General features: G+C 70.2%; 11 protein-coding genes. 6 read left to right on the forward strand and 5 right to left on the reverse strand.

Annotated elements, in window-relative coordinates:
* Positions 1-152: 152 nt before the first annotated feature.
* Positions 153-770: a flavin reductase family protein gene (locus tag PMI01_RS10725; RefSeq protein WP_007667968.1), complete on the forward strand. Its 618-nt coding sequence runs from the start codon at positions 153-155 to the stop codon at positions 768-770.
* Positions 771-865: 95 nt separating this feature from the next.
* Here PMI01_RS10725 and PMI01_RS10730 read toward each other — a convergent pair whose 3' ends face one another.
* From PMI01_RS10730 to PMI01_RS10750, 5 genes are all read right to left on the reverse strand, one after another.
* Positions 866-2017, reverse strand: coding sequence for a DSD1 family PLP-dependent enzyme (locus PMI01_RS10730; protein ID WP_007667969.1), 1152 nt, complete (start codon positions 2015-2017; stop codon positions 866-868).
* Positions 2018-2030: 13 nt separating this feature from the next.
* Positions 2031-3305, reverse strand: a complete 1275-nt coding sequence (locus tag PMI01_RS10735; protein ID WP_007667970.1) for a D-arabinono-1,4-lactone oxidase — start codon at positions 3303-3305, stop codon at positions 2031-2033.
* Between the two features lie 63 nt (positions 3306-3368).
* On the reverse strand, positions 3369-4046 hold the full coding sequence (locus PMI01_RS10740; RefSeq protein ID WP_007667971.1) for a TetR/AcrR family transcriptional regulator: 678 nt from the start codon (positions 4044-4046) through the stop codon (positions 3369-3371).
* 67 nt (positions 4047-4113) lie between these two features.
* Positions 4114-5289: an MFS transporter gene (locus tag PMI01_RS10745; protein WP_007667972.1), complete on the reverse strand. Its 1176-nt coding sequence runs from the start codon at positions 5287-5289 to the stop codon at positions 4114-4116.
* A 17-nt stretch (positions 5290-5306) separates the two neighbouring features.
* A complete protein-coding gene (locus tag PMI01_RS10750) occupies positions 5307-7565 on the reverse strand; it encodes a TonB-dependent receptor (RefSeq protein ID WP_007667973.1) in 2259 nt (752 codons plus the stop codon).
* Positions 7566-7883: 318 nt separating this feature from the next.
* Between PMI01_RS10750 and PMI01_RS10755 the strand changes: the two genes are divergently transcribed.
* The 5 genes from PMI01_RS10755 to PMI01_RS10775 all read left to right on the forward strand — a co-directional run bounded on the left by PMI01_RS10755 (position 7884) and on the right by PMI01_RS10775 (position 15822).
* Positions 7884-8210, forward strand: coding sequence for a hypothetical protein (locus tag PMI01_RS10755; RefSeq protein ID WP_035035740.1), 327 nt, complete (start codon positions 7884-7886; stop codon positions 8208-8210).
* A gap of 52 nt (positions 8211-8262) precedes the next feature.
* Positions 8263-9519 (forward strand): TolC family protein, encoded by a 1257-nt coding sequence (locus tag PMI01_RS10760; RefSeq protein ID WP_007667975.1) that lies wholly within the window; start codon positions 8263-8265, stop codon positions 9517-9519.
* Entirely contained in the window at positions 9516-10676 is a 1161-nt protein-coding gene (locus PMI01_RS10765; RefSeq protein ID WP_007667976.1) for an efflux RND transporter periplasmic adaptor subunit, read from the forward strand. The genes PMI01_RS10760 and PMI01_RS10765 overlap by 4 nt, the downstream gene beginning before the upstream one ends.
* Positions 10676-13894, forward strand: a complete 3219-nt coding sequence (locus PMI01_RS10770; RefSeq protein WP_007667977.1) for an efflux RND transporter permease subunit — start codon at positions 10676-10678, stop codon at positions 13892-13894. The genes PMI01_RS10765 and PMI01_RS10770 overlap by 1 nt, the downstream gene beginning before the upstream one ends.
* Before the next feature lie 212 nt (positions 13895-14106).
* On the forward strand, positions 14107-15822 hold the full coding sequence (locus PMI01_RS10775; RefSeq protein WP_238537040.1) for a ShlB/FhaC/HecB family hemolysin secretion/activation protein: 1716 nt from the start codon (positions 14107-14109) through the stop codon (positions 15820-15822).
* Position 15823 lies beyond the last annotated feature (1 nt).

The following is a 15823-nucleotide window of genomic DNA, read 5'->3' on the forward strand; positions in this document are numbered from 1 at the left end:
CGTCCATGGAGAGCTAAAGCCTACAAGGCGGGGCGTCGGCGGGATTGGACGTTTCGGACCCGGTTTTGCAGCTTCCGACGGCGACGGAGCGACTTGCCGAATCCGGGCTCCTGGCCTGTATGGAGGCCTCGGCCGGAGACAGGCAGGCGACCATGACCGCGATCCATTCCTATGACCCCAAGGCCGGTCATGGCCTGAAGCACGATCCCCTGAACGCCATCGTCGCGCCCCGGCCGATCGGCTGGATCTCGACGGTCAGCGCGGCTGGGGTGCGCAACCTCGCGCCCTACAGTTTCTTCAACGCCTTCAACTACCGGCCGCCGATCATCGGGTTTTCGAGCACCGGCTGGAAGGACTCGGTGCGCAACATCGAGGAGACCGGCCAGTTCGTCTGGAACCTGGCGACCCGGCCGCTGGCCCAGGCGGTGAACCTCACCTCGGCGATGGTCCCGGGCGACGTCGACGAGTTCGCCCTGGCCGGCCTGACGCCCGCGCCCTCGCAACGGGTGACGCCGCCCCGCGTGGCGGAAAGCCCGGTGGCGTTCGAATGTCGGCTGACGCAGTTGATCCGGCTCACCGACGCCGAAGGCCGCCCCGTCGACGCCTGGCTGACCCTGGGCGAGGTGGTGATGGTCCACATCGACCAGGCGCTGCTGACCGACGGGGTCTACGACACCGTCGCCGCCGAACCGATCCTGCGCGGCGGCGGCCCGGCCGACTATTTCGGGATCAGCGAGGCCGAGAAGTTCCAGATGTTCCGGCCGGGCTAGGGCCCCGACCCGATTGCATCAGGACAGGGCCATAGATCTTTGTTTCAGCGCATTTTCCTCACGCGAACCGGCGCCCACTTCGCTTGAAAATACTCCTAGCGCGAGCGCCCCCGCGCCGAGACCGGCCACAACGCCACCAGGGTGTCGCCATCGACCACGTGGTAGGTGTCGTAGAGGTTGACGGTCGGGTCGCAATGCGGCGCGCCCAGCACCACCCGCTCGCCCAGGGCCGGCGACGCCTGGCCCGAAGGCGGCAGGATCGCGCCGTGCTCGTCGCCCATGAAGAAGTAGCGCGAACCCTCCGGCGCGCCGGCCAGGACCTTCGGCGGTTCGGCGTCGGTCGACAGCGCCTTGAAGCCGGCGTCGACGGTGGCCATGCCGGGGGTGTTGGCGCTGACCACGCGGGCGTCGATCAGCAGCGAGGCCTCGTAGGGACTGGCGTCGGCCCCGTCGCCGGCGATGTCGCAGACCAGGTACTGGCCGTCCATGAACACGTAGGAGCCGACCTGCAGTTCGGTGAAGATGTTCAGTTCGGCGTCGATGCGATGGGAGCCGGTGCCCGAGCCGCTGACGATCGGCGGCGGTCCGCCGGCGGCGGTCAGGGCGTCGATCACCGAGCGGATATAGGCGCCGCGATCCTCGATGGCGAACTTGCGGTCGGCGAAGCTCTCGATGTGCTGTTGCATGCCGCAATAGCATTGCAGGCCGGCATAGGTCAGGCCCGGCTGGGCCTGGATGGCCGCCAGCAGGGCGACGGCGGCCTCGGGCGAGGCGACGCCCGTGCGGTGGATGCCGGGGTCGAGGTCGATGACCACCTTCAGCGGCTTGCCGGCGGCGGTCGCGGCCTCGCCCAGGGCGGCGACATTGGCCGGGTGGTCGACCACGACCATCAGGTCGGTCGTCGTCGCGTTGAGGGCGATCAGCCGGGCGATGGCGGGCGCCGAAACGACCGGCGAGGTGATCAGCAGGCCGCTCGTCACCCCGCCCTCGGCCAGGACCTCGGCCTCGCCGATCTTGGCGCAGCACAGGCCGACGGCGCCGGCCGCCAGTTGCAGCCTGGCGATGTCGACGCTTTTGTGGGTCTTGGCGTGCGGGCGGAGCTTCAGGTTCTTGCTGGCCGCGAACTGCGCCATGCGGGCGATGTTGCGCTCCAGGGCCGGGCGGTCGATCACCAGGACCGGGGTGTTGAGGTCGCGGCGCGAACCCTGGGCGCCGATCAGGTGGGCGTGCAGGTCTTGGTCGGTCATGGCGCGGTTCCGATCAGAGGCCGAAGAGTTCGGTCAGGTGAGTATTGGCGAACTTGCCGGTCGGGTCCCAGGTCTTGCGGACCGCCAGGAAGTCGGCGGCGCGCGGATAGAGCCTGTGGACGTCGGCGGGCGTCAGGGTGTGGCGCTTGGCCCAGTGCGGCCGGCCGGCGCCGTCGCGCAGCACCGCCTCCATCTCGGCGAAGGCCGGGCGCCAGGGCATCTTGGCGTACTGGTGGAACGAGATCGAGGCCCCGGGGCCGGCGTTGAACGGGCTCATCCAGATGTCGTCGCCGGCCGCCAGCCGGAACTCGAACGGGAAAGTGATCGGCAGGCGGCGCTTGCGGATGTGGTCGATGGCGGCGCGCAGGGTCGGCAGGCCGGCGGCGCGCGGCAGCTCGTACTCCATCTCCTCGAAGCGGATGTTGCGCTCTGAGGGGAAGATGGCGTGGGCCGGGCCGACCCGGCGGCTGGACTTGCCGGCCAGGCGCATGATCAGGCGCTGCAGAGGCGGCGTCAGGTGGGGGAGGGCGGCGCAGATGTCGCAGATCATCTTGAACGTCGCCTCGTCGGTTTCCCCGGCCTCGCTGGGCGGGCGGCCGGGCGTGTCGGCGGGGACCGGGTGCAGGGTCTTGAAAATCACGTCGTCCGAGTAGGGGAAGACGAAGAACTCCATGTGGCGGGTGGCGGCGGCCAGCTCGTCCAGGCGCTCGGCGACCTCGGCCAGCGGCCGGCGCTCGACGCGTTCCTCCAGGTGATAGGCCGGCAGGACGTTGATCCGGATCTCGACCGCCACGCCGAACAGGCCGAGCGACAGGCGCTGGGCCTCGTAAAGTTCGGGGTTAAGCGTCGGTCCGCATTCGACGATCTGGCCGGTGGCGGTCATCAGCCGGAAGCCGCGGGCCTGGGTCGACAGGCTGCCCAGTTCCGCGCCCGTGCCGTGGGTGCCGGTCGAGACCGCGCCGGCCAGGGACTGGGGATTGATGTCGCCCTGATTGATCAGCGACAGGCCCTCGTCCCACAGCGCCGCCGTCAGCTTCTTGAGGCTCCAGCCGGCCGGGGCCCAGACCGTGCGACGGTCGGGCGCGATGTCGATCGCGCCTTCGTAATCGGCCAGGCTCAGCAGCAGGTCGCTGGTTTCGCAGAGCGGCATGAACGAGTGGCCCGCCCCGACGACGCGGACCTTGCCGGCCTGGGCGACCAGGGCCGCCAGTTCGCCGGCGTCGCGCGGCCGGGCGATGAGTCGAGGGGTGGCCATGACGCTGCCCGACCAGTTGTTCCATCCCGTCATCGCGTTCCCCCGATTGTGATGACGATATGATAGTAAAAGCTAGCGTATTGGCAAGCCGTCGTTCTACGGCGCGTCGGCGATGGTCTCGAAATAACGGTCGAACAGCAGGCAGACCTCGCGGATCAGGGCGTCGGCGTCCCGGTCGGGCTCTTCGACGGCCATCTCCGTGGCGGCGTAGGTCAGTTCCACGGTCATCCGCATGGCGATGCGCAGGCGAGCCTCGGAGACCTGTGGGAACCGTTCGCGCATGAACTCCACGAAGCGGTCGGCGACCATGTCGCGCGAGGCGAAGCGTAGCTGCTGCAGCATGGGCACGGCGCGCAGGGCCCGGCCGATCGCCGCGCCGCCGGGAAAGCGCCGGGTCATCTCGATCATCTCGGTGAGCATGACCACGTTCTTGTCGATCCGCTCCCCGGCGGTCGCGCCGTCGAAGCCGCCGGCCTCGATCCAGGCGAACACCGCGTCGTCCTGGGCCTTCATCAGCCGGTCGCCCAGTTCCTTGAGGATCGCGTACTTGTTGGGGAAGTAGCGGTAGAGGGCCGGCGGCGTCAGGCCGGCGCGCTTGCAGATGGCGTTGGTGCTCAGCTGCTCGAAACCGTACTCGCCCAGCAGTTCGCCGGCCGTGGACAGCACGATCTCGTAGGTGTCCTGGCCGCGGGCCTGGGTGGGCTGAAGCTTGGCGTCCAGCGCGATGTCGGGGGCCGTCGAGGACGCGGTCTTCCTGGCCGTCGTCTTCGGCATGGCGGTTCTCCTTCAAGTCCGCTCTGGACTAGTGCGCTTCACTGGAAAAGCCAATCGGCGCTAGTCGTTAGGCGGCGGAGCGAGGCCGGGTCAGGTGCAGGCCGGCGATGATCACCAGGGTGACGACCGCCAGGATCACGCCCAGCCAGACCGCCGGCCGCACGTCCGCGCCGGTGACGACGAACGAGGCCAGCAGGGGTCCCGCGCCGCAACCCAGCAGGCTGGCGCCCGGCCCCAGCAGCGCCGCCCGCCGGCTGGGGTCGGCCTCGATGGCCAGCGGCGTCAGGAACGGCGAGGCGAACAGCCAGACGAAGCCGAACAGTCCCGAGACCGCCAGGAACACCGCCGCGGACGGCAGGCTGGCCATCGCCAGCAATGCGCCGATCGCCACGAGCACGGCGACGGTCAGCGACCAGAACCACGACAGCCGGCCGGCCAGGGCCGTGGCGGCCGCGCCGCCGGCCACCTGGGCGGCCAGCGACACCGCGAAGGCCGCGCTGGCCGTGGTCACGGAATGGCCGGCCTGGCGCGACAGCGGCTCGACATAGATCCAGGCGGCCAGGATGAACGCCTGGAAGCACAGCACGGCGGCCAGGGCGATCCAACCGCGCGGACTGGGCAGGCCCTTGGGGTTGTCGGCCGCCTCCGCCAGCGGCGCGTAGGCGCGGGGAACGGCCAGGCCGACGACGGCCGCGCTCACGGTCAGGACCGCCAGCACCACGAAGCCGCCGTCCGGGCCGAACGGCCCGACGACGAAGGCGCCGATTCCGGCCACCACGCCCAGTTGGACCAGGGTCTGGATGGTCAGGTAGAGGCCCGCCCAGCGCTCGGGGCGCGGCGCGCGGACGATCATGCCGGTGATCAGCCAGATCATCGCCCCGGCCGGCAAGCCCGCCAGGGCGCGCGCCAGGATCAGGGCGTCGCCCGACATCCGCGTGGTCGCCATGTCCAGGGCCGCCAGGAGCAGGCCGCAACCCACCGCGGCCAGCCGCAACCGGCGCTCGCCGAGCAGCGGCCCCACGACCGCCGCGCCGACGCCCATGGCCACCAGCTCGGCCATGCCGGCCTGGCCGATCTGTGCCGCCGTCAGCCGCCCGGTCGCCTCCATGCCGCCCAGCAGCAGCGGCCCGACGCCGGGAAACAGCACCCCGACCAGCCCGACCCAGAACACCGCGAGGCGCTGGATGAGGCTGGGGGGATCGCCGATCCAGGCGCCCTTGGGCGACGGGGCTTCCGCCGTCATGATCGCCTCGGCCGCGCTCAATATTTCGCCCGGAAATAGACGCCGTAGGCGCGCGGCGGCCCCATGCTGAACACGTCGAAGCCGAAGGCGGCGATCGGGGTGATGTCGGAGATGTTGGTGGTGTCGAACAGGTTCTTGCCCCAGACGCCCAGCTCGTAGCGACCGTCGGCGAGACGCCAGCCGACCTGGCCGTTGACGAAGGCGCGTTCCTTGTCGCTGAGCCGCTCGGTGTTGGCGGTGTCGTAATAGACCTTGCTGCGGTAGGTGAAATCGATCTGGGACACCAGGTCGCCCGTCGGCAGCGGATGCTCGTAGCGGGCGGCGCCGTTCAGGCTGACCTTCGGGGCCGAGGGCAGGGTGTTGCCGGAGTAGTCGTTGCCGAGCGACTGGAAGTCCTTGTACTCGGCGCTCAGCAGCGACGCGCCGAGGGTCAGGCTCAGGCCCTTCATGGGACGCGCCTCGATCTCGGCCTCGCCGCCATAAACCCGCGCCGCCGAGGCGTTGGTGAACAGCTGCACCGGCAGGCCGTTGCGCTGGATCACCGTATAGACCTGCAGATCCTTGTAATCATAGTAGAAGGCCGAGACGTTGACGCGCAGGCGACGATCAAGGAACTCGCTCTTGGCTCCCACCTCGTAGGCGTTGACGGTTTCATCCCGGTAAGGGCCGATATCGGCCGGATCGGTGGTCTGACCGCTGAAGAAGCCGCCGCTCTTGGTGCCCCGATTGTAGGTCGCATAGAGGTTGGCGTCTTCGCTCAGCTTGTATTGCAGGCCCAGGCGCCCCGACACCGAGCTGAAGATCTTGGAGTCGTCGAGGGTGAACAGGGTGATCAGCCCGTAGTCGACGTCGCTGACATAGTGGAATGTCTTCTCGTCCTGCGACCAGCGCAGGCCGGCGGTCAGGGTCAGGCGATCGTTGAGGTCGTAGTCGGCCTGGCCGAAGGCCGCGTAGCTGGTCGTCTTCTGGTGCAGGGGCCAGCCGAACACGCCGACGCTGTTGGCCGGATCCATGCCGGTCGGATTATCGGGCGTCGGGACCCGCATCACGTCCAGCACGTCGTAATGGCTGTTGTTGTCCAGGTTGTCCCGGGCCGCATAGACGCCGGCCACCCAGCGCAGGGCGGTCGCGCCGTTCGATTGCAGCCGCAGTTCCTGGCTGGTGGTGTCCTGCTCGGCGATGTAGCGGGCGCCGAAGATCGAGACCGGGTTGGCGTCGGTCTCCTCCAGATCGTCGCGTTTGGCGCTCTGGTAGCCGGTGACGGAATAGAGCGTCACGCCGTCGAAGTCGTAGCTGACCGATGTCGTGGCGCCGAACAGCTTGACGATGTCCTTGCCCTCGAAGCGGTAGTCGCCCTCGTACTTGTTGTTGCTGGTGTTGGCGTAGCCGGCGGCGTTGGTGCACTGGCCGGAGGTGTAATAGCTGGGCTTGCAGAAGGAATAGCCGAAGGTCGGATCGGGCAGGGCGGTGCTGGCCGCTTCCGGGGTCTGGGCGATCAGCGAGCGGTTGTAGGTCAGGATCGAGCCGCCGCTCGACTTGCTGTAGTTCACCGACACGTCGACGGTCAGCTTGTCGTCGGGCGTGAAGCGCAGGGCGGCGCGCACGGCCTTGCGGTCGGCGTCGTTGCCCTTGTTGCCGGTCAGGCGATTGAGGGTGTAGCCGTCGCTCTTGTCGTAGAGGCCGCTGATCCGGAACGACAGGTCGTCGCCGCCGAGCGGGCCGCCGAAGCCGCCCTGGACGTTGAGCGAATTGAACCGTCCGTAGTCGACGGCCAGGTCGGCGCCGGGCGTGTTGCTCGGCTTCTTGGTGGTGACGTTGATCGCCCCGCCCGTGGTGTTGCGGCCGTAGAGCGTGCCCTGCGGACCGCGCAGCACCTCGACCTGCTGCAGGTCGTAGAAGCCGGCCATCTGGGCCATCGGGGAGGCGACATAGACCCCGTCGAGATAGACCCCGACGGCGCTGGCGGTGCTGGGATTGAAGTCGTTGACCCCGATGCCGCGGATGAAGATGCGCGGATTGGCGGCGTTGTCGTCGGTCTTGATCTGCAGGCCCGGCGACAGGCCCGACAGCGCCAGCACGTCGCCGACCCGCTGGTTCTTCAACTGGTCGGCGGTGAAGGCCGTCACGGAGACCGGCACGTCCTGCAGGTTTTCCGAACGTTTCTGGGCGGTGACGACGATCTCTTCGAGCGCGGTCGCCTCCTGGGCCATGGCCTGTCCGGCCGCCGCGACCATCGCCGCGCTTGCGACGCCTGCGAGCACCTGAAGCTTCCGCATCCCACATCCCCATTGCTGCTTTTGGAGATATAGTAGTTATAGCTATCGTTATGGCAAGCACCGTTCGTGGAGCCGCGTTCGTTCGCGACGGATCGGCCTGAACGGGGCGTTTCGGGGGCAGACCCCGGCCTGGAAAGCTCGAAAATTGATCCGAATGGCCTCGCCGCCGGCGCACCGGGCCGACAACGCACAAGGGCGGGGCGGGGTGGCCGCCCAGACGGCCGCCGGCGTCTAACCGTGATTATGTAACGCATTCCCGCGCCGCCGCGGTGACGCTATAGGGCGGGGATGAGGCGGCTTACGACATGGTTGCGCGGCATGGGAGGCCTTCTGGCCGCCTGTCTGTTCGTCGCGCTGGTCGTCACGCCGGCCATCGACGCCGCGGTCTGCGCGGGCGACGACCGCCCGGTCATTACCGGGGCCTCGCAGGTTTCCGCCGTGGAAGCGGCCGATCACCAGGTCCCGCACCCGATCGACGCCGGCGATTGCCAACACGGTCATTGCCATCATGTCGCGCCGATGCTTGGCGGCCTGCTCGACGCCGACCCGATCCTGATCCTGGCCGACGGTTCGCCGGCCGCGTCCCGCGCCCGCGCGCTCACCTCCCTCGACCTGGCCGGACCGGAACGACCGCCCCGCGCCTGACGGACCGCGCGCGCCCCGGCGCGCTCCATTCCGTCACATCGCGAGGATTTTCATGTCATCGACCCGATGGCCGCTGCGTGCGGCCTTGGCCTGCGTCGTCGCCGGAGCGTTCAGTTCCGGCCCGACCCTGGCCGACCCGGCGCCCGCCTACGCCGAACTCCTGCGGCGGGCCCAGTCCGCCGCCCCCCGCCTGGCCGAGAGCCGGGCCCATGTCGCCCAGTCCGAAGGCCTGGCCCGCCAGGCCGCGGCCCGACCCAATCCGACCTTGAGCCTGGAGGTCGAGAACTTCGCCGGGCAGGGGCCGTTCAAGGGCGGCGACGCCGCCGAAAGCACCGCCTCGGTCCAGCAGGCGCTGGAACTGGGCGGCAAGCGTCCGGCCCGCATCGCCGCCGGCCGCGCCGAACTGGAGGTCGCCCGCGCCCGGGCGGCCATGGTCGACGCCGCCTTCGCCTTCGACCTGGCCCAGGCCTATGCCGGGGCCGAGGCCGCCGACCTGCGGTTCAGGCTGGCCGGCGACGCCATCACCCTGGCCGAGGAGGACCTTCGGGTCACCCGCGCCCTGGTCGAGGCCGGCAAGGAGGCCGAGCTTCGGGTTCTGCAGGCGCGCTCGGCCGTCGAGACCGCCCGCGCCCAGCTGGGCGAAGCCCAGGCCGAACGGGAAGGGGCCTTCGCCCGGCTGACCGCCCTGACCGGCGACGATCCGCCGATCACCACGATCGCCGTCAGCCTTCTGGCCCATGCCGACCGCATGGAGGCGCTGCCCGCCGTCGATCCGATCGACACCCCGGCCTATCTGGCCGCCCAGGCCGAACGCGAGGCGGCCGCGCGCCGGGTTCGGGTCGAGCAGACCCGGGCGGCGCCGGACGTCTCGGTGTCGCTGGGGGTTCGCCGGCTGGCGGGGGACGACGCCACCGCCCTGGTGGCCGGCGTCTCCGCGCCGTTCCTGATCTTCGACCGCAATCGCGGCGCGATCTCCGCCTCCCGGGCGGAACTGACGGCGGCCGAGGCGCGTCTCGGCGCGGCCCGGCTCGACGCCCAGGCCGAGATCGCCTCGGCGCTGTCCAAGGCCGGCGCGGCCCAGACCCGGGTCGCCGCCAACCGCCAGGCCGAGGCGACGGCGACCGAGGCCTATCGGCTGACCCGCCTGGGCTACGAGGGCGGCAAGCTGCCGCTGGTCGAAGTCCTCAACGCCCGTCGCGTGCTGATCGAAGCGCGCGACCAGATCCTCAACGCCCGGCTTGAGCGCCTGACCGCCGAAGCCGCGCTCGCGCGCCTGCAGGGCGTCGCGCCGTTTGGAGACCATCCATGAAATCGTCCTCCCTGCCGCTCTACGGCGGCGTCGCCGCCGCCGTGCTGATCGCCGCCGCGAGCGGCTTCGGCCTGGCCACGGTGTCCCAGAAGACGCCCGTCGCGCCGACCGCCGAGGCGCATGCCGAAGCCGAGGGACACGCGGATCAGGTCGTGTTGAAACCGGAGGCCATCCAGTCGGCCGGCATTCACACCGAGACCGTCGCCGGCGGCGGCTTGTCGGCCGAGATCCTGGCTCAAGGCTCGGTCACCGCCTCGCCGGGCGGCCAGGCCGTGCTGACCGCCAGGGCCGGCGGCGCCGTCACCCGGATCTTCAAGCGCCTGGGCGACCCCGTCGGGGCGGGCGAAACCCTGGCCATCGTCGAAAGCGGCGACGCGGCCCAGATCGCCGCCGACCGCACGACCGCCGCCGCCAAGGCCACCTTGGCCCAGAAGACCCTGGCCCGCGAGAAGTCGCTGTACGACCAGCGCGTCTCGCCCCGCCAGGACTACGAGCAGGCGCAGGCCGAGGCGGCCATGGCCAACGCCGAGGCCCGCCGGGCCCAGGTGGCCGCCGGCGCCGCCCGGGTCACAGCCGACGGCCGGGGCGTCAGGGTCACCAGCCCGATCGCCGGCCGGGTGACGGCCGCCCCGGCCAGCCTCGGCGCCTTCGTCGAGCCGCAGACCGAGCTGTTCCGCGTCGCCGACCCTCGCCAGGTCCAGATCGAGGCCTTCGTCACCGGAACCGACGCCCAGCGCATCGCGCCCGGCGACCGGGCGGTGCTTGAGCTGGGCGACGGCCGCGCGCTCGACGTCGTCGTGCGCGCGATCACCCCGGGGCTCAATGCCGAGACCCGGGCCGCCACGGTCGTCCTGACCCTTCCCGACGGCGCGAGCCTGCAGCCTGGCCAGACCCTGCGGGTGCGCATCCTGCCAGCGCGCGCGGGCCTGGGTGGTGGCGTCGTCGTGCCTGAGGAGGCTGTCCAGACCCTGGACGGCAAGCCTGTGGTCTTCGTTCGGACGGCCGGGGGCTTCAAGGCTCAGACCGTTCAGGTCGGCGCGCGCGGGGCCGGGCGCGTCGAGATCACCGGCGGCCTGACGGCCGGCCAGTCCGTGGCGACCAGGAACGCCTTCCTGCTCAAGGCCGAACTCGGCAAGGGCGAAGGGGAGGCGCACTGATGATCGCCAAGCTTCTGTCGTTCTCGGTGCGGGCCCGCTGGGCCGTGCTGTTCGTCGTCCTGGGGATCGCCACGCTCGGCGCCTGGCAGCTGAGCAAGCTGCCGATCGACGCGGTGCCGGACATCACCAACAAGCAGGTGCAGATCAACACCAGCGACCCATCGCTCTCGCCGACCGAGATCGAAAAGCGCGTGACCTTCCCGGTCGAGACGGCCCTGGCCGGCATTCCGGGCCTGGAGTCCACCCGGTCGATCTCGCGCAACGGCTTCTCGCAGGTCACGGCGGTCTTCAAGGAGAACGTCGACCTCTATTTCGCCCGCCAGCAGGTCAACGAGCGCCTGGCCCAGGCCCGCGACAGCCTGCCCGAAGGCGTCCAGCCGCAGATCGGTCCGGTGACCACCGGATTGGGCGAGGTCTTCATGTACGCCATCGACTTCGCCAATCCCGGCGGGCGCGGGGCGAAGATCCGCGACGGCGAACCGGGCTGGCAGAGCGACGGCGCGTTCCTGACGCCGGAGGGCGCGCGCCTGACCGACGAGGTGGCCCGCGCCGCCTATCTGCGCACCGTCCAGGACTGGATCATCAGCCCGCAGCTGCGCGGCGTCACGGGCGTGGCCGGCGTCGACACCATCGGCGGCTTCGAAAAGCAATATGTGGTCGAGCCCGACCCGGTGAAGCTGGCCGCCTATGGCGTGTCGTTCCCGGAACTGGCCAAGGCGCTGGAGGCGGCCAACCTCTCGGTCGGCGGCAATTTCGTCGAGCGGGCAGGGGAGGCCTATCTGGTCAGGGCCGACGCCCGGATCCGCAGCCTCGACGAAATCGCCAACGCCGTGATCGCCACCCGGGGCGGCGTCGCCGTCGCGGTCAAGGACGTCGCCGGCGTCAGGGTGGGCGGCGAACTGCGCACCGGCGCGGCCAGCATGAACGGCCATGAGGTGGTGATCGGCACCACCCTGATGCTGATCGGCGAAAACAGCCGCACCGTCGCCAAGGCGGTGGGCGAGAAGCTGACCCAGGTCGAGCGATCGCTGCCGCCGGGGGTCATCGTCACCCCGACGCTCGACCGCTCCAAGCTGGTCAACGCCACCGTCGCCACCGTCCAGCGCAACCTGCTGGAAGGGGCGATCCTGGTGGCGGCGGCGCTGTTCCTGCTGCTCGGCAATGTCCGCGCCGCCCTGATCGCGGTGCTGGTCATCCCGTTCTCGTTCCTGATGACCGCCATCGGCATGAACGGGCTGGAGGTCTCCGGCAACCTGATGAGCCTGGGCGCGCTGGATTTCGGCCTGATCGTCGACGGCACGGTGATCATCATCGAAAACTGCCTGCGTCGCCTGGCCGAGCGCCAGCATCACGAGGGGCGGCTCCTCACCCTGAACGAGCGCCTGGAGGAGACCGTCCTGGCCTCGCGGGAAATGATCCGGCCCACCGTCTATGGCCAGGCGATCATCTTCCTGGTCTTCGCGCCGCTGCTGACCTTCACCGGCGTCGAGGGCAAGACCTTCTCGCCGATGGCCATCACCCTGATGCTGGCCCTGGCCAGCGCCTTCGTGCTGTCCCTGACCTTCGTGCCGGCCATGGTCGCCCTGCTGATCCGCGGCAGGGTCGCCGAGAAGGACGTGCCGGTCGTCGCCTGGATCAAGCGGATCTACGCGCCCGTCCTGCGCCGCTCGGTCGCCCGGCCGTGGCCGTTCATCGCCGCCGGGGTGGGCGTCTTCGCCCTGGCCGGGGTGGTCTTCACCTTCCTGGGCCAGGAGTTCATCCCCCAACTCGACGAGAAGAACATCGCCCTGTCGTCGCAGCGGATTCCGTCCACCTCTCTCGAACAGTCGCTGGCCATGCAGAGACAGGTCGAAAGGGCGATCACCAGCCTGCCGGAGGTCGAGCGGATGTTCTCCAAGACCGGCACCGCCGAGGTGGCCACCGATCCGATGCCGCCCAACATTTCCGACGGCTTCGTGATCCTCAAGCCGGAGAAGGACTGGCCCGACGGCGTCGACAGCAAGGCCGATGTCGTGGACCGGATCCAGGCCAGGCTTGACGGCCTGGTCGGCAACAGCTTCGAACTGACCCAGCCGATCCAGATGCGGTTCAACGAACTGATCGCCGGCGTGCGCGGCGACGTGGCCATCAAGCTCTATGGCGACGACCTGGAACAGATGAGCGCGGCCGCGGCCAGGATCGGCGCGGCCTTGCAAGCCACGCCCGGCGCGGCCGACGTCCGGGTCGAACAGACGGGCGGGGCGCCGACCCTGGACGTCCAGTTCGACCGGGCGGCCATCGCCGGCCTTGGCCTGACGGTCGAGGAGGTGGCCGACACGGTCGCCGCCGCCCTGGGCGGCCGCGAGGCGGGCCTGGTGTTCGAGGGCGACCGGCGCTTCGCCGTGGTCGTCCGCGTGCCGGCCGCCACCCGTGACGACCTGGATGTCCTGGGCGCCCTGCCGGTAATGCTGCCGGAGGAGGGCGGTCACCCGCGCGCTTCCGTGCCCCTGCGCGCCGTGGCGCGGTTCGCGTTCGCCGACGGCCTCAACCAGATCAGCCGCGAGAACGGCAAGCGCCGCGTGGTGGTCCAGGCCAATGTCCGAGGCCGCGACGTCGGGTCCTTCGTCGCCGAGGCCGCGGGCAAGGTCGATGCCGTGGCCCTGCCGTCCGGGGCCTGGCTGGAATGGGGCGGCCAGTTCCAGAACCTCAAGGCGGCCTCCGACCGCCTGGCCATCGTCGTGCCCCTGTGCTTCGCCCTGATCTTCGCCATCCTCTACATGGCGCTGGGCGGATTTGGCCGCGCCCTGGCGGTGTTCACCGCCGTGCCGCTCGGCCTGGCGGGCGGGGTCTTCGCCCTGGCCATGACCAGCATCGCCTTCTCGGTGTCGGCGGCCGTCGGCTTCATCTGCCTGTCCGGCGTGGCGGTGCTCAACGGCCTGGTGGTGATGAGCAGCGTCCGCCAGCGCCTGGAAGACGGCGTCGAACTGGCCCAGGCGATCATCGACGGGACCATGGAACGGGTGCGACCGGTGATCATGACCGGGCTGGTCCCGGCCATCGGCTTCGTGCCCATGGCCCTGGCCCACGGCACGGGCGCCGAGGTGCAGAAGCCGCTGGCCATCGTCGTCATCGGCGGCCTGATCACCGCCACGGCCCTGACCCTGCTGGTCCTGCCGGCGATCAGCCAGGTGATCCTGAGGTTGCCGCGACGACTGTCCGCCAACGACGATCGAACCTGAGCCATTCTGACTATGGGCGCTACCGCTTCGGAGCAGAGGTTCCGAAGCGGTAGCAGCGCCTTGACCAATGGCGGCGGCAGATCCAGCCGGCCGTCTCACGCCCGCCGTTCCATGATCTCTGTTATCCGGGCGGGATTCGCGTCATAGTGTCGCATGAGGCGGACGACGCCACGCTAGGTGGTCGGAGGGGTTGCTTGCGAGTTTTGTTCAGAATGCGTCGCGCCATTATCGGCGCGAGCGCGATGACGTGTCTGGGCGCGGCCCTGCTCGTCGCAAATCCCGCGGCGGCCCAGGTGGCCTTGCCGTCACGGCAGGAGCTGGATCCGGCCCGGGCCGCCCCGATCGCGGCCGCGCCGCGCGGCGACCTGTTCAAGGGCGTCGAGGCCGGGCCCTGCGCCTTTCGCGACAGCGCCGTCAAGGTCACCCTGAGCGCGGTGGAGTTCCATGGCGCGACGTCCGGCGCCCTGGCGCTGTCGGACCAGGCCCTGGCCTCGACCTATGCCGAATTCATCGGCCGCGAGGCGCCGGTGAGCGTGGTCTGCGACATCCGTGACCGGGCCGCGGCGCTCTATCTGCGGCGCGGCGTGCTGGCCAGCGTGGTCATTCCCGAGCAGCGGATCACCGAGGGGCGACTGACCCTGACGGTGGTCGAGGCGCGGATCGCGGCGGTGACCTATCACGGCGACGCCGGCCCGGCCCAGAAGCAGGTCGTGCGTTTCCTCGACCACCTGCGCGGCATGGCGCCGTTCGATCTCGACGTCGCACAGCGCTACCTGCTGCTGGCCTCCGACGTGCCCGGCGTGCGCATCCAGTCGGTGCTCAAGCCGTCGCCGCTCGGCCAGGGCGCGCTGGACCTGGATATCGCCATCGCCCGCGACGCCGTCGACGGCTCGGCGCAGATCCAGAACTACGGCTCCAGGACCGTCGGCCGCGACCTGGCCCTGGCGCGGCTGGATCTCAACGGCTTCACCCCGCTGGGCGAGCGGACCTCGATCCTCGGCTACGGCACGCTGTCCAGCGACGAGCAGCGGGTCATCCAGGTGGCCGAGCGCTTCTTCATGGGCGGCGACGGCCTGGTGGCCGACCTCTCGGGCTCGTGGGCCTGGACCCGGCCCGGCGACACCCTCAAACCGCTGGACCTGGAGGGCGAGTCGTTCGCCGGCAGCGCCCGCCTGACCTATCCGCTGGTGCGCCATCGCCGCCACAACCTCAACATCGGGGTCGGGCTGGACTGGGTCGACCAGAAGGTCGAGTTCGGCGGCGGCGTGGCCGTGCTGACCGACGACCATCTGCGGGTGTTCTTCGTCCGGCTCGACGGCCACTTCGCGCCGGCCAGCCTGGCGGCCCATTCGGTGGCCCTGACCGGGATGCTCGAACTGCGCCAGGGCGTCCACAGCCTCGGCGCCAGCCGCTACGGCGACCCGCAGGCCTCGCGCTTCCTGGGCAAGCCGGACGCCACGGTGATGCGGGCCGAAGGCGAGATCGGCGGCCGCCTGGCGGGGCCGGTGATCGGCAAGCTGATCGTCGCCTGGCAGCACACCGACGATCCGCTACTGTCCTACGAGGAGTATGGGGTCGGCAACCTGACGGTCGGGCGAGGCTACGACCCGTCGGCGGCGTCCGGCGACCGCGCCGTGTCGGCCTCGCTCGAGGTCAGCACCACGCCGCTGTCGCTGCCTTTCTCGCTGAAAGGGGGCGGTCGCGCCGCCTGGCGGCCGTACGCTTTCTACGACGCCGCCGAGCTGACCAACCTCGGCTTCGGGGCGGGCAAGCTGGACCTGACCTCGGCCGGGGTCGGGGTGCGCGCCCAGGTCACCTCGCGGGTGGCCGTCGACCTGACCTGGGCCAAGCCTTTCGACAGCCCGTTCGGGACCGGCGACGAACCGCCGTCGCGCGTCCTGATCTCGCTGTCCGCCGCCCTGTTCTAGA

The sequence above is a fragment of the Caulobacter sp. AP07 genome, from assembly GCF_000281955.1.
GTDB lineage: Bacteria > Pseudomonadota > Alphaproteobacteria > Caulobacterales > Caulobacteraceae > Caulobacter.

Coding starts and splice junctions, on each gene's coding strand:
- PMI01_RS10755 (WP_035035740.1), top strand. CDS start 7,884: ATGGGAGGCCTTCTGGCCGCCTGTCTGTTCGTCGCGCTGGTCGTCACG.
- PMI01_RS10735 (WP_007667970.1), bottom strand. CDS start 3,305: ATGACGGGATGGAACAACTGGTCGGGCAGCGTCATGGCCACCCCTCGA.
- PMI01_RS10750 (WP_007667973.1), bottom strand. CDS start 7,565: ATGCGGAAGCTTCAGGTGCTCGCAGGCGTCGCAAGCGCGGCGATGGTC.
- PMI01_RS10760 (WP_007667975.1), top strand. CDS start 8,263: ATGTCATCGACCCGATGGCCGCTGCGTGCGGCCTTGGCCTGCGTCGTC.
- PMI01_RS10725 (WP_007667968.1), top strand. CDS start 153: ATGACCGCGATCCATTCCTATGACCCCAAGGCCGGTCATGGCCTGAAG.
- PMI01_RS10730 (WP_007667969.1), bottom strand. CDS start 2,017: ATGACCGACCAAGACCTGCACGCCCACCTGATCGGCGCCCAGGGTTCG.
- PMI01_RS10745 (WP_007667972.1), bottom strand. CDS start 5,289: ATGACGGCGGAAGCCCCGTCGCCCAAGGGCGCCTGGATCGGCGATCCC.
- PMI01_RS10765 (WP_007667976.1), top strand. CDS start 9,516: ATGAAATCGTCCTCCCTGCCGCTCTACGGCGGCGTCGCCGCCGCCGTG.
- PMI01_RS10770 (WP_007667977.1), top strand. CDS start 10,676: ATGATCGCCAAGCTTCTGTCGTTCTCGGTGCGGGCCCGCTGGGCCGTG.
- PMI01_RS10775 (WP_238537040.1), top strand. CDS start 14,107: ATGCGTCGCGCCATTATCGGCGCGAGCGCGATGACGTGTCTGGGCGCG.
- PMI01_RS10740 (WP_007667971.1), bottom strand. CDS start 4,046: ATGCCGAAGACGACGGCCAGGAAGACCGCGTCCTCGACGGCCCCCGAC.